Raw genomic sequence first — 12,349 nt, forward strand, 5'->3', positions numbered from 1 at the left:
TTTCAACAAATCTATTCCTCGAATTTCTGTTGACAACTGCCAGGGAATTGCTAGAGACAAGACAGTTTATTTGTGGCGAATCATTTCATAGAGGGCAACGTATTCTTCCCCGGGGCGATTCCAAGAGTAATCGCATTCCATACCTTGAATCGCTAATTTTTGGAATTCTTCCGGTTGAGTGTACCACAATTCTAATGCCCGGGACATGGCTGATTCGAGGGCATTATTATCGGGATCAAAAAAGACAAAACCATTGCGTTCTTCCGGTTGGTGATAGGTATCATAATCGCGATCAAAAACCGTATTAACTAAACCACCAACTCCCCGGACAATGGGAACAGTTCCATATTTTAAGCCGATTACTTGTGTCAGTCCGCAGGGTTCAAAATTACTGGGAACCACAATCATATCAGCACCCGCATAAATGAGGTGAGATAATTCCTCATTAAAGCCCAATTCAATATGAACATCAGGGTTATTATTGAGGTGATTTTTCTCGTGCCAGAACCAGTTATTAATTAACGATTCGGTGGCGGAACCTAAGAGGACAAATTGCGCCCCGCGAGCTAAGGCATAATACATGGCATGGTGAACTAAATGTACGCCTTTTTGGTCATCTAAACGACCGACATAACAAATCAAGGGTTTCTCTGGTTCATCTCTTAACCAGAGTCTTTCTCGCAGTGCCTTTTTATTGCCTGCCTTCTCGGAGAAGTTATCAATACCGTAGGGTGCAGGAATAAATTTATCCACTTCCGGGTTCCAGATATTGTAATCTAAACCGTTGAGAATGCCAGTAAATTTGTGTTGATGCTGGTGAATTGTATGGCCTAAACCGTAACTAACATCGGTGTGGTGTGCTTCCCAAGCATGGTGGGGCGAGACGGTATTGAAATAGTTGGCAAAAACGATGCCACCTTTCATAAAATTAATCACAAAAGGATTGAAGTTATCGCGCAGTCGGGCATAGCTAAAGTAATAAGAATCGTTATTTAATCCTGTTGCCCAGAGAATTTCTGCACCTCCAAATCCTTGGTGTTTAAAGTTATGGATGGTGTAAAGAACGCGCTGATTGCCCATACCATGATATTTATAAATTTCAAAAAGTAAGGGCGGAATTAACCCGGTTTGCCAGTCGTGACAATGAATTATATCGGGACGTTTATTACTTCTGAGCAAAAATTCTAAAGCGGCTTTAGAGAAGAAGGCAAAACGCATATTATCGTCTTTACAGCCGTAGTAAGTACCGCGATTAAAAAAATTATCCCCCGAATTGGGTTGAATAAAGAAACACAAGCGCCCGTGTACCCAACCACAAAAAACGTTACAGTGAATTGCCCCACCGTACCAAGGCACCCACAGGTCCCGATAAGCCTCGTGTAAGCCCCAAATTTGGTCGTAGCGCATACAATCATACATGGGTAGGATTAGCTCCACGCAATGACCGCGAATTTCCAATTCTCGACTCAATCCATATACCACATCCCCCAATCCCCCGGCTTTAATCACCGGGGCGCACTCAGAGGCAACCTGAACTATATACATATATCAATAACTCCCTCGATTAATCTACAGGTCAGCTAGAAGCAATTTTTACAAAAGTATACAAGCTTCTGTGATTAAATGGCTCGATCGAATTAGTTGCGGGTTGGGGAAGTGGGGTGTTGGGGTGTTGGGGAAGTAGGAAGTGGGAAGTGGGGTAGTGGGGAAGTGGGGAAGTGGGGAAGTGGGGAAGTGGGGAAGTGGGGAAGTGGGGAAGTGGGGAAGTGGGGAAGTGGGGTGTTGGGGTGTTGGGGAAGTAGGAAGTGGGAAGTGGGAAGTGGGGAAGTGGGGTGTTGGGGTAGTGGGGTGTTGGGGTAGTGGGGGAATTTAGCTGAAATTTCCCCATCTCCCTATCTCCCTATCTCCCTATCTCCCCATCTCCCTATCTCCCGGCTCCTAAAGATTAACAGCGTTTTAACTGTCCTAGGAGCAAAATCACCTCATCGATGCCGTTTCTGAGGGTAGTGGCGGGTTTATCGCTGTTATTCACGGTTATGCTAAAGATTAGGGGTTGATTGTCGGCGGTTTCTAGATAACCAGCGAGAGCGGTAACTCCGGTTAAAGTCCCGGTTTTTGCCTGTAATCGTCCTTCTAGGGGAGTCTGGCGAAATCTATTGGTTAAAGTGCCATCAATGCCACCAATGGCTAAAGAACGACGATAATCAGGGTTTTCTGCCATTAGTTGTAATATTTGACCTAAAGTCTTGGGTTTAATCAGGTTTTGTCGTGATAGCCCCGAACCATCGCCGATTTTATAACTATCGCTGTTAATTCCCAGTTTTGTTAAAGTTTCTTGCAATCCCGACACACCGCCAAGCATTTGTAGTAGGGTTTCGGCTAGTAAATTATCGCTATTTTTATTGACTTTTTCCACCAAATATGCTAGGGGTTCTGATTCTAAATTGGTGATTTCATAGCCGAGAATTTCTGAGCTAATTTCCGCATTTTTAACAGTAATTCCCGCTTTTTCAAGGATATTACGCCAGCGATCGAGGAAATACTCCGAAGGTTGGGGAATAGCTAAATTAAAATCATCTTGACTATCAATCGCCAGATAACCAGTGATAATTAGGCGATTATTGGCTAAATTGCCCTTAATTGCCAGAGTATTCGGGCTTCCTTGCGCTGCGGTGCTGGTTTGATTCTCAATTAGCCATTGTTTAGCGGCAATGGGATCAGACCATTGTAAATCTAAGCTTTGCCCCAATTGTCGCGGTAAAAGTCTTAAAGTGACGGAATTTTCGTTCAAAACCAAGCTAGAAGCGGGTACAGCATAGTCAAAAAAGACATCTTCCCATTCCCAGGTTTTTTGACTATCGGAGACGACAAAAGGACTAGCAACGACAATTAAGCGAGAAATTGAGTTAATTCCCCCTGCTTTTAACTTTTCTGCTAATTTTTCTAACTTTTCTGTGGTTATGGTGGCATCTCCCCTCCCGACTAAGGTTAAAGTCTCTAAATTGGGGGGGTTGCCTTGGGCTAAAATGGGGGTTTTCAGACGATAATCCCGGTTAAATTTGCTAAAAGCGGCGGCAGTGGTTAATAGTTTCGCAGTAGAAGCGGGAGTAAAAAAGTTATTTTCGTGGAGACTATAGAGATTTTCCTGAGAATTGAGGGATTTTACTAAAATTCCCCAATAAGTGCCTTGATAATCGGGGCGGTCCAAAATGCGATCGATCCTGGTGGCTAAGTCTGCCGGACAGATAAACTGGGAAGGGGGGGAATTGTCTTGACTGATGGGGGTTGCGAGGGTGACGGGATGGTTTACCCAGAGAAATAGGGAACAAGTCCCCAAGAGAAAAGATAATTTCGATCGGTGTGTTAGCATAGAATTAAATCTTGGCAGTAAATAAATTGACTCTAATTTAGCAGCCTTAGTGACCATATTGTCCTAGTTACTGAATAGATTCAGTTAGGGATTGCTCCGAGATATTCTCTATCCTTTTTTGCCCAGAAAGTTTCTTGATTCCGTCAAATTTCTATACATTCGCGAGGATATTTTTATGAGTTATGATTTTGATTTATTCGTGATTGGTGGTGGTTCTGGGGGTATTGCCACCGCTAGACGGGCAGCCGAATACGGGGCAAAAGTGGGATTAGCAGAATATGATCGCTTGGGAGGAACCTGTGTTAATCGCGGTTGTATTCCCAAAAAATTAATGGTTTATTCTAGTCGTTTTCCGCAACTATTTAAGGATGCGGAAGGTTACGGTTGGAGTCCAGTAGAGAGTCAGTTAAATTGGCAAAAATTAATTAGCGCCGTTAATCAGGAAACTATCCGTTTAAATGGCATTTATCAAAAGATGCTCGATAATTCTCAAGTGACGATTTTTCCTAATTATGCCAAGTTTCTTGATAGCCATACCCTAGAGGTGGGAGAGGAGAAAATTACTGCCGATAAAATTTTAATTGCCGTGGGGGGACACCCGGTTAAACCCGATATTCCGGGGATCGAACATACGGTAGTTTCTGATGCTATGTTTCAACTGCCAGAACAACCGAAAAGAATTATAGTTTTAGGGGCAGGATATATTGGGGTAGAATTTGCTGGTATTATGCACGGATTAGGGACAGAAGTGGTGCAGTTAATCCGTAAAGACAAGATTTTAAGAGGGTTTGATGAGGATATCCGCGATGAGATTCAAGCGGAAATGATCTGTCAGGGAATTAAAATTATGCCCGAAACTTTCCCCACTTCGATCGAGAAAACTGACGAGGGGTTAAAGGTACATATTCAGGGGAAAGAAACCTCAGAAATCTTATTTGTTGATGCCCTAGGTTTAGCCGCTACGGGAAGAATTCCTAAGCTGGAAAAATTGGGCTTAGAGAATGTCAATGTCGAGGTAAAAAATGGGGCAATTGTCGTCAACGAGTATAGCCAAACCAGCGAAGATAATATCTATGCTGTGGGCGATTGCACCGATAAAATTAATTTAACTCCCGTGGCGATTAATGAGGGGCGCGCTTTTGCCGATACAGTCTTCGGTAATAAACCCCGGTTAATGAGTTATGAAAATGTTCCTTCGGCAGTATTTTCTACTCCTGAAGCGGCGACGGTGGGATTAACAGAATTGCAAGCAAAAAAACAATATGGTGACACGGGAATTAAAGTTTATCGGTCTAAATTCCGCCCTGGTTACAATGTTTTACCAGACCGAGAGGACAAAACTTTGATGAAATTAGTTGTCCATCAGGAAAGTGGTAAAATCCTTGGGGCGCACATGGTAGGAGATCACGCCGCCGAAATTATTCAAGGAGTAGCCATTGCCGTAAAAATGGGCGCAACAAAAGCCGATTTTGATGCCACTGTCGGCATTCACCCCAGTGCTGCCGAGGAATTCGTCACCATGCGTTAATTAACAATTTTAGGTGTGTTAAACCAACCTAACACACCTGAGAAAATTAACCCTTTTGGCTATTGACAATTGAGCCATTTTGTGATGGTTTTTCGGCTAATTTTTGAGCCAGATTTAAGATATCGGAGGGAAGCATAATCACGGTACTGGTGTTATTTTCCGCTCCAATTTCCGTTAACATTTGTAGGCGGCGTAATTCCAAAGCGGCGGGATTTTCCATGATTAATCGGGAAGCTTCCGCTAATTTTAGGGAGGCTTCCTGTTCTGCGGCAGCTTTAATCAAACGGGCCCGTTTTTCTCGCAATGCTTCCGCTTCCTTGGCCATAGCTCGCTGCATACCGGTGGGAATTTCCACATCTTTCATCTCCACCCGTTCGATATCAATGCCCCAAGGTTCGCTAATTTCATCGACAATTTGTTGAACCGCATGATTAATTTTGTCTCGTTTTTGCAAGACATCATCGAGATGATTTTGACCAACTACATTTCTTAAAGTGGTCATGGCTGCTTGATAAACGGCCGCAGGATAGGATTCGACTTTATTAATCGCTTTGCCCGGGTCGATAATGCGATAGTAGAGAACCGCATTAACCTTAATTGTGACATTATCGGCGGTGACAGTTTCCTGCGGGGCGATATCGACGGTTTTGGTGCGAATATCCACCTGCATTTTTTGGTCAACTAGGGGAATGATCCAGTACAGTCCGGGGCCTTTGGTGTCTTGATAACGACCTAGGCGAAAGATAACACCACGCTGGTATTCTCGATCGATTTTAAAGCCATTTAACCCCAGAATGCCCGCTACCAACAGCAAGGGTGCTAAAAATTCCATATTAATTACCAGTTATCGGGTTCAAGTTAATCGGTGTGCGGTGACATCTCAATTGCCATCTCCTCGCTCCTGACCACTAATACATTCATTCTAGACAGTAACCGGGCTGTCGGGGAAACTCATAACGAAATATTACAATTTTTAGGAATTGCCTAACCAGCAGGGATGACTCGACTTCCAGACCCCGACCTGAGATAAACTACAGAATGTTATCAGAATTTACCTTGATATTATGAGCGTAGTTAGCCAAGTCATCCTCAAAGCCGACGACGAACTTCGTTATCCTAGTAGTGGTGAACTACAGGGTATCGGGCAATTTTTAAAAACCGGTGAGCAGAGAATTCGCATTGCCGAGACTCTCGCTGAAAATGAGAAAAAAATCGTCGATCAGGCTCAAAAACAACTGTTCAAGAAACGTCCCGATTATAGAGCGCCGGGGGGTAATGCCTACGGTCAGCGTCAATATAATCAATGCTTACGCGATTATGGTTGGTATCTGCGTCTAGTTACCTATGGGGTATTAGCCGGAGATAAAGGTCCGATCGAACAAACCGGCCTGATCGGGGTCAAAGAGATGTATAACTCTCTTAATGTTCCCATCCCCGGCATGGTGGAAGCGATTCGTTGTCTCAAAGAGGCCGCTTTAGCTCTTTTGACTCAAGAAGATGCCGTGGCAGCAGCCCCCTACTTCGACTTTATCATCCAGTATATGTCCTAAGCGATCGGGGCAACTCCACGGGCCTGAAGTCTGAAAAGGGGCAATTTTCCCCTCTTTCAGGGTTCAGGCTTGACTTTTTTCAGTTAACTGATAACTGATAACTGATAACTGATAACTGATAACTAATAACTCAAAACTGATAACTGATAACTGATAACTGATAACTGATAACTGATTATGTTTTGGCGCATTGTACTACTTACCTTTCTGATTCCATCAGTCTATGGGCTGTTTGGCTGGTCGATCGCCCAGGAGCGTTTATCATGGAGTGATTGGTTACTTGCCCGCGGTGATGAGATGAATTGGACTCTCACTAGCGAATGGCTAGAAATCATCATCTATATCCTAGCGGTAGGGGTTATCCTCTTAATTGCCCTAGGATTAACTCTGTTTAGTCACTTAATGCCGCTATTTTTCCGCAGTTGGTTTAAAAACGATATTAGCGCTGTATTATCAATTCTCGGCTGGTCTTTGGCGGTAGTCTTTATCTTCCACAAGTGGGCGGTATTTAGTCGAGTTTTAATTCTGTTAGCCGCTACTATCCTCGGTCGTCTAGAACTTCAGGAAGCAGGTTACAATAGGTGGCAAGTTTTCCTGATGCTCACCATCCTCTGCTTAGGTAGTTTTGGCTTGGGAATTTGGGCTTATCATCTTTGGGGTCACGAATTTCATCGAGTGACTACTGATTAATCTTATCTGGTGCGTGGGGTGCGGATTACTAATTTTGGTTTTTCATTCCAAGGTTATCGCCGCAAACACGCACCCTACAAAATTGCTTATCTCTAATCTTTAAAAAGTATGCCAAAAAAAAATAACGATACCCTCAAACGAGTCTTAATTGTTTCCTCTGGTTTAGTATTTCTGGCTTTAATGGTGGTGCCAACTTTAGGCTTATTGAAAAATAATAATTCTAATTCCCCCCAAGGCAATCAACCCGGGCAAGAGGCAACTATTCCCACCCAAAAATTACAAGAAATGGTCAAAGGTTACGAGAAAATTCTCGAACGCGAACCGGATAACCCCACTGCTTTGCAAGGACTAGCACAAGCTCGCCTACAGTTAAAAGATTTTATCGGAGCTAGAGAACCTTTAGAAAAATTATATCAAAAATATCCCGACAATCTGGAAGTTATGCTAGTTCTTTATGGAACAAGATTACAAACTCAAGACGTTTCTGGAGCGAAAAGTCTCCTAGAAAAATTAGTCAAAAACTATCCCCAAGAACCGAAGTTTAAGGAAGAATTAACTCGTTTAAATCAAGCGATTGCGGCAGCTTCTAAACAGCCACCTCCAGGGACTAAAAAGTAATGAAAAAAGAATTAATCATCGAAGTTGGGCGAAGTGAAAGACAATATCGAGAATTTTTTATTTCTTGACTTGTTGCGATTATCGACATTGCTTGGGCATTACTGCGGCCCTTCTTCGGTAAATTAGCCCGTTTGCCTAGGGATGGTGCTGCCCCCTAGACGACTAGAAAGAAACTTCGCCAATATCATCTAACCCTGACATTAGCTAACTTTGTTAGATAAGAACTTTTTTAGGAATTATGATCGGCCTATAATAGTAACTGTAGTCACCCCTATCCTTTAGCGATAATTCTTGGTTTAGGGTTGGTGTCCTTCAGCGCAAGCGAGATAGGTTATGAAAATTAGCGAACTAGAAAACTACTTGGCTCAGATTAAGTCAGAGATTGGTGACATCGATATCGTCTATCAATGTCGCAACCAGCACTATAGTTGGTTGGACAAAATGAGAAGCCATCAACTGAAAGTGTTAAAAAATACCGCCGACACTAAATTATTGATTTCTCTGCAATAGCCATTTTCTCTTGCTAGATGCCGGCAATGCCATAGAATCCGCCTAATCTGCTTCACAGTTTATCTTTTCTTCCCTGTCGATAGGTTCTTAAACCAGCCGCGTCGCCAAAAGAAAATGATTAAACTGAAAGCAACGGTTAGCATCAATCCCCAGACGAACACATAGCCCCAATACCATTCTAATTCGGGCATATTATAGGGAGATTTATCAGTATTAAAGTTCATGCCGTAAATACCGACAATGAAGGTGAGAGGGATAAAAATCGTCGAGATTACCGTTAAAGTTTTCATAATCTCGTTCATTTTATTACTCACGGAAGACAGGTAAAAATCCATTAAACCATTGGCAAATTCCCGGTAATTTTCGATAACATCAAGGATTTGTACCACATGGTCATAACAGTCCCTTAGATAGGGTTTAATCGTTGTATCGATAAGAATATACTCATCGCGCAAAAGAGCATTGAGAGTGTCTCTTTGCGGCCAAATTGCTCGTCGCAGGGAGAGTAATTCCTGACGTAGTTGGTAAATTTGTGATAAAGTCTGTTCTGTGGGACTAGCTAAAATTTCGTTTTCTAACTCCTCGATTCTTTCTCCGTAGGACTCTAAAACAGGAAAATAACCGTCAATAATAGCATCCCAAATTGCGTAGGCTAAATAACCTGATTTTTGCTGCCGGATAGAACCTTTATTTAAACGGATTCTTTCCCTAACTCCCTCTAAAGAATCGTATTGTCCTTCTTCCTGCACGGTTAAAACATAATTCTTCCCGACTATTAAACTGATTTGTTCTAACAAAAAACCCTGATGATCGATTAGGATGGCCATTGGCACTATAATTAAAATATAATTCTCGCATTCTTCTACTTTTGGTCTTTGGGGAATACTGACTATATCCTCAAGGGTTAAGGGATGCAAATGAAAAATTTCCCCCAACTCTTGCAGTTTATCTTCATTACCCAAACCGACGATATCAATCCAAGAGATGGAATCATTGGATAAATATTTAAGACAGTCTTTCGGTAGGAGATTATTAACTCTAGTGGCTTGTTGGGGGTTATAATTAATTAAAAATATCTCCGTAGCAACGGCATTTTCATCGATGGTGATTAACCCCGGCATCGTCCCAGGTTGGTTATAGTGATAATCGTAAAGGTGGGGTTTTGTCCTGGAGGATTTTCGCCCTTTTTTATACCTGATTAATCTTTTGTTATTGCTCATAGTTGAGATCGATCGCTATTTGCCTTTTTCTTAGCATTAATCGCTCAAAAATATCGCAATTTTTAGCTAACTTTAAGATTGTCCAAGATTGTTAAAAAACGAAGATTAAACGTAAATGCCAATTATTAGCCGTTTCTCTCTCGATTTCGATGCGACGGATAAACTCGCGAAAATAAAAACGACGCTCGATTTCCGATAAATCTCGCCAAAATTGCGGAAAAGCAACGGCACGAGCGATAATAGTCAGGTTATCGGGGGGTAATTGGTCTAAACGTCCTTGAATCTGTGCGATCTCGTTTTTCAGTTTATAGGCCCGTAGATTAGCCGTTTCTTGATCTAAAATTCCCGCCGCTTCTAGGGAGGGCAATTGCGACAAAATATCGTTTTTTTGCCCTATTTCCTCGCTCATTCCCCGTTTGATCGCCTCTAAATCAGGTAAAGATATCTGAGCGATCGTCGGCGGTAGGTCTTGACAAATGCGCTCGATTGTGCTATGAAGAATTTTTTCATAAGCGATCGCCGAACATTTTTTTGTCCGGGGACATTGCAAAGGTCGCAAATAGAGGTATTCTGTGCCTTTTCCTCGCGCTGTCACTTTGGTAATCGTCATCCCCGATTGACATTGATTACAGACGACTAAACCCGCTAAGGAACGCGGGGCGCTGGCACTGCGGGGGGGTAATTTGCGATTATTTCTCAGGATGCGATCGATCTGGGCTGCTTCCTCCCGGGAGATAATCGGGGTGTGGGTATCGGGGATAATATCTTGACCGAGATAGCACAAATCGCCGCGATAAACGGGATTGGTCAGCCATTTATGGGCAGTAGCTATCGATATCTTTTTGCCGTAGCGTTTTTCTAGATAGCGCACCGTGGAACCCAGGGAAGCAGAAATCAAAAAGCGATCAAAAAAGTCTTTGACTACCGGTGCGGTACTGCGATCGAGTATATAACGCTCCTTGCCACGACGATAACCGTAGGGTGCTTTTCCGGGGGGAGGTAAAGCTTGCAGACGATTGTGAGCGTGACCTGCTTTTAAACGGTTACTTAGTTCGTTTTTTGATATTTCTTGCAGAATCTTGGCAAAATTCAGCTTATAATCTGGGTCTTCTAGGGCAATTATATCTATGTCGAGGGCTTCTAAGGATTGTAAAATTTTGCTAACTTCCGTGCCATTGTCTCCCAATTCTGCTAGGCGACGCAGGATCAGCAGTCGGGGGGGAGTCCCTTGACAATCGCGGAGTAGTTGCTGCCGTTGTGAGCGATCGCCAAAATCCTGATACACTTGTTCGGGAGAATAGGCCCAAATCGAGTCATCGGGGGGACTATCAAGCAGGGGGTTAGTATAGGTGTAGGCGATAATTTTCATGTTTTGCCGAAATCCTGGTATAGATAAGCTGTACTGCCTTTAAACCGCGTCCTGAAAAGTTTAGTACAAATGCTCGAACTTCCTCGACCCGGCCCCCAACTCCGGCGCTCATAGACAGTCTTAACCAGTAATTTAGATAGTCAACAGCTTACCTGCGGGCGAATGGAAAAGGAATTTCTGCCCATCTCCCTAACCCCCGCCAGCTGGCGATCGTTCCGCTACACTTGGCAATTTCTAGGCCGGGCGCGATTCGTCTAGGGAGAGGGTAAAGAGCGAAGGAAAACCGTGAGTATGGCGGTAATAATCGCGACGGTTACGGGGATAATCAGCGATTTCGCCCCTTTTAAATCGGATATATCCTTAACTAGCCCCGATTGTTCGTTTTCTAGCCTTTCTAACCGCTTATCCATTCCCTCGACTTTCTCGATTAATTTTGCCTGTCCTACCTCTAGTTTTGTCAGGCGATCATCGATTCGATCGATCTTTCCCTCGATCCGCGTCAGGATGGCTTCTAGGGAATAGGTGACGGTTTCTCCCGATTGACTCATAAACTAAATTCCTTGTTGCGGGGGATACTTCGCATTCTATCACTCCCGAAAGATGGCAGAATTACCAATAACGATTATCAGCCTACAATATTACTAGGCGATCGAATAATCTCCGAAATTCAGATGAGTCAATTAAGATCTATTTCTGGGAAAAAGTTTGCCAAAATTTGAGAACGTCATTGAGAATTCAAGGTAGCCATCACATTTACTGTATTACTCGTTAAGACTGTCTATGAACCATCGTCAACAATTAATTCAAGAACTCGAACAAGCACCTGATGATCTAATAGAAACCGTGTTAGATTTTTTACATCGAGTTCAGGCAACAGGCAACAGTCATCCTCTGTCCAAGTTTTCAGGCATTTTAAGCGATTCAGAGGCAGAAGAACTACAACAAGCCATTAAAACAGAATGTCGTCAGGTAGATGTCAATGAGTGGTGAAATGGATTGCTGCTCAATGTATAGAAAATAATTGGGTATTGGTGACAGATAAGTAGCTGGTTATAATTAAATTAAAAATGGATTTTAGTAAATTTGTAGGTCGGGTTGAGGCAACGAAACCCGACATAAATCCTCGGTTGTTGGGTTTCACTATCGTTCAACCCAACCTACAGCTACAATATTAATAGGCGATCGAATATTCCCGGAAATTCAGATGAGTCAATCCCCCGTCACCAATTCCCTAGAAATTATCCTGACAAATATCACGGAAAAATTAGACTCTTTACAGAAAGATTTCGCTGATCTCAAAGTAGATATGGCGGAGGTGAAAACCGAACTCAAGATTATTGATAGGCGATTGGGAAAAGTAGAGGGAACACAGGACGCTTTAATTCAGGATGTCTCTGACCTTAAGGGAGCAAAATCGTTGATTATTCCCGTGGTAGTGGCAGTATTAACCAGTATTCTGACTCTGCTGGTGCGATCGATCCCGAATCCTTAAAA

14 protein-coding genes are annotated in these 12,349 nt (G+C 43.0%); 8 read left to right on the forward strand and 6 right to left on the reverse strand.

The genetic code is table 11. The features are described from left to right. Positions 1–66: 66 nt before the first annotated feature. Positions 67–1,545 carry a glycogen synthase GlgA gene (gene glgA, locus IM515_RS05555; RefSeq protein ID WP_287630302.1) on the reverse strand — a complete coding sequence of 493 codons (1,479 nt, stop codon included), beginning with the start codon at positions 1,543–1,545 and terminating at the stop codon, positions 67–69. 142 nt (positions 1,546–1,687) lie between these two features. Here glgA and IM515_RS05560 point away from each other — a divergent pair, with 142 nt between their 5' ends. After that, positions 1,688–1,873 carry a hypothetical protein gene (locus tag IM515_RS05560; protein WP_287697906.1) on the forward strand — a complete coding sequence of 62 codons (186 nt, stop codon included), beginning with the start codon at positions 1,688–1,690 and terminating at the stop codon, positions 1,871–1,873. Between the two features lie 72 nt (positions 1,874–1,945). Here the strand turns inward: IM515_RS05560 and dacB are convergent, their stop codons facing one another. Then, on the reverse strand, positions 1,946–3,370 hold the full coding sequence (gene dacB, locus IM515_RS05565; protein ID WP_287630311.1) for a D-alanyl-D-alanine carboxypeptidase/D-alanyl-D-alanine endopeptidase: 1,425 nt from the start codon (positions 3,368–3,370) through the stop codon (positions 1,946–1,948). Between the two features lie 175 nt (positions 3,371–3,545). On the opposite strand from dacB, the gene gorA reads away from it, so the two are divergent. Next, positions 3,546–4,898, forward strand: coding sequence for a glutathione-disulfide reductase (gorA, locus tag IM515_RS05570; protein ID WP_287630303.1), 1,353 nt, complete (start codon positions 3,546–3,548; stop codon positions 4,896–4,898). A 46-nt stretch (positions 4,899–4,944) separates the two neighbouring features. Here gorA and IM515_RS05575 read toward each other — a convergent pair whose 3' ends face one another. Continuing rightward, a complete protein-coding gene (locus tag IM515_RS05575) occupies positions 4,945–5,730 on the reverse strand; it encodes a slipin family protein (RefSeq protein WP_287630304.1) in 786 nt (261 codons plus the stop codon). 232 nt (positions 5,731–5,962) lie between these two features. Here IM515_RS05575 and IM515_RS05580 point away from each other — a divergent pair, with 232 nt between their 5' ends. From IM515_RS05580 to IM515_RS05595, 4 genes are all read left to right on the forward strand, one after another. Continuing rightward, complete coding sequence (locus IM515_RS05580) at positions 5,963–6,448, forward strand: allophycocyanin subunit alpha-B (protein WP_002769830.1); 486 nt, start codon at positions 5,963–5,965, stop codon at positions 6,446–6,448. 177 nt (positions 6,449–6,625) lie between these two features. Next, on the forward strand, positions 6,626–7,138 hold the full coding sequence (locus IM515_RS05585) for a hypothetical protein (protein ID WP_287630305.1): 513 nt from the start codon (positions 6,626–6,628) through the stop codon (positions 7,136–7,138). A gap of 108 nt (positions 7,139–7,246) precedes the next feature. After that, positions 7,247–7,756 carry a tetratricopeptide repeat protein gene (locus IM515_RS05590; protein ID WP_287630306.1) on the forward strand — a complete coding sequence of 170 codons (510 nt, stop codon included), beginning with the start codon at positions 7,247–7,249 and terminating at the stop codon, positions 7,754–7,756. Between the two features lie 333 nt (positions 7,757–8,089). After that, complete coding sequence (locus IM515_RS05595; RefSeq protein WP_002769835.1) at positions 8,090–8,266, forward strand: hypothetical protein; 177 nt, start codon at positions 8,090–8,092, stop codon at positions 8,264–8,266. A 59-nt stretch (positions 8,267–8,325) separates the two neighbouring features. On the opposite strand, the gene corA is transcribed toward IM515_RS05595, so the two are convergent. The 3 genes from corA to IM515_RS05610 form a co-directional block, all read right to left on the reverse strand. Continuing rightward, positions 8,326–9,486 carry a magnesium/cobalt transporter CorA gene (gene corA, locus IM515_RS05600; RefSeq protein WP_287630307.1) on the reverse strand — a complete coding sequence of 387 codons (1,161 nt, stop codon included), beginning with the start codon at positions 9,484–9,486 and terminating at the stop codon, positions 8,326–8,328. Between the two features lie 91 nt (positions 9,487–9,577). Then, positions 9,578–10,855, reverse strand: a complete 1,278-nt coding sequence (locus IM515_RS05605; RefSeq protein ID WP_287630308.1) for a recombinase family protein — start codon at positions 10,853–10,855, stop codon at positions 9,578–9,580. Positions 10,856–11,109: 254 nt separating this feature from the next. Next, positions 11,110–11,403 (reverse strand): hypothetical protein, encoded by a 294-nt coding sequence (locus IM515_RS05610; protein WP_002759475.1) that lies wholly within the window; start codon positions 11,401–11,403, stop codon positions 11,110–11,112. A 232-nt stretch (positions 11,404–11,635) separates the two neighbouring features. Here IM515_RS05610 and IM515_RS05615 point away from each other — a divergent pair, with 232 nt between their 5' ends. Beyond that, positions 11,636–11,845, forward strand: coding sequence for a hypothetical protein (locus IM515_RS05615; RefSeq protein ID WP_287630309.1), 210 nt, complete (start codon positions 11,636–11,638; stop codon positions 11,843–11,845). A gap of 214 nt (positions 11,846–12,059) precedes the next feature. After that, positions 12,060–12,347, forward strand: coding sequence for a shikimate dehydrogenase (locus IM515_RS05620; protein ID WP_287630310.1), 288 nt, complete (start codon positions 12,060–12,062; stop codon positions 12,345–12,347). The last annotated feature ends 2 nt before the right edge of the window (positions 12,348–12,349 follow it).

Origin of the sequence: Microcystis sp. M44BS1, assembly GCF_020244875.1 — a bacterium.
Lineage (GTDB): Bacteria > Cyanobacteriota > Cyanobacteriia > Cyanobacteriales > Microcystaceae > Microcystis > Microcystis panniformis.

Excerpts from the sequence above, each read along its gene's own strand:
- dacB (WP_287630311.1), bottom strand. The coding sequence starts at position 3,370 with ATGCTAACACACCGATCGAAATTATCTTTTCTCTTGGGGACTTGTTCC.
- IM515_RS05610 (WP_002759475.1), bottom strand. The coding sequence starts at position 11,403 with ATGAGTCAATCGGGAGAAACCGTCACCTATTCCCTAGAAGCCATCCTG.
- IM515_RS05605 (WP_287630308.1), bottom strand. The coding sequence starts at position 10,855 with ATGAAAATTATCGCCTACACCTATACTAACCCCCTGCTTGATAGTCCC.
- glgA (WP_287630302.1), bottom strand. The coding sequence starts at position 1,545 with ATGTATATAGTTCAGGTTGCCTCTGAGTGCGCCCCGGTGATTAAAGCC.
- IM515_RS05590 (WP_287630306.1), top strand. The coding sequence starts at position 7,247 with ATGCCAAAAAAAAATAACGATACCCTCAAACGAGTCTTAATTGTTTCC.
- IM515_RS05615 (WP_287630309.1), top strand. The coding sequence starts at position 11,636 with ATGAACCATCGTCAACAATTAATTCAAGAACTCGAACAAGCACCTGAT.
- gorA (WP_287630303.1), top strand. The coding sequence starts at position 3,546 with ATGAGTTATGATTTTGATTTATTCGTGATTGGTGGTGGTTCTGGGGGT.
- corA (WP_287630307.1), bottom strand. The coding sequence starts at position 9,486 with ATGAGCAATAACAAAAGATTAATCAGGTATAAAAAAGGGCGAAAATCC.
- IM515_RS05620 (WP_287630310.1), top strand. The coding sequence starts at position 12,060 with ATGAGTCAATCCCCCGTCACCAATTCCCTAGAAATTATCCTGACAAAT.
- IM515_RS05585 (WP_287630305.1), top strand. The coding sequence starts at position 6,626 with ATGTTTTGGCGCATTGTACTACTTACCTTTCTGATTCCATCAGTCTAT.
- IM515_RS05595 (WP_002769835.1), top strand. The coding sequence starts at position 8,090 with ATGAAAATTAGCGAACTAGAAAACTACTTGGCTCAGATTAAGTCAGAG.
- IM515_RS05575 (WP_287630304.1), bottom strand. The coding sequence starts at position 5,730 with ATGGAATTTTTAGCACCCTTGCTGTTGGTAGCGGGCATTCTGGGGTTA.
- IM515_RS05580 (WP_002769830.1), top strand. The coding sequence starts at position 5,963 with ATGAGCGTAGTTAGCCAAGTCATCCTCAAAGCCGACGACGAACTTCGT.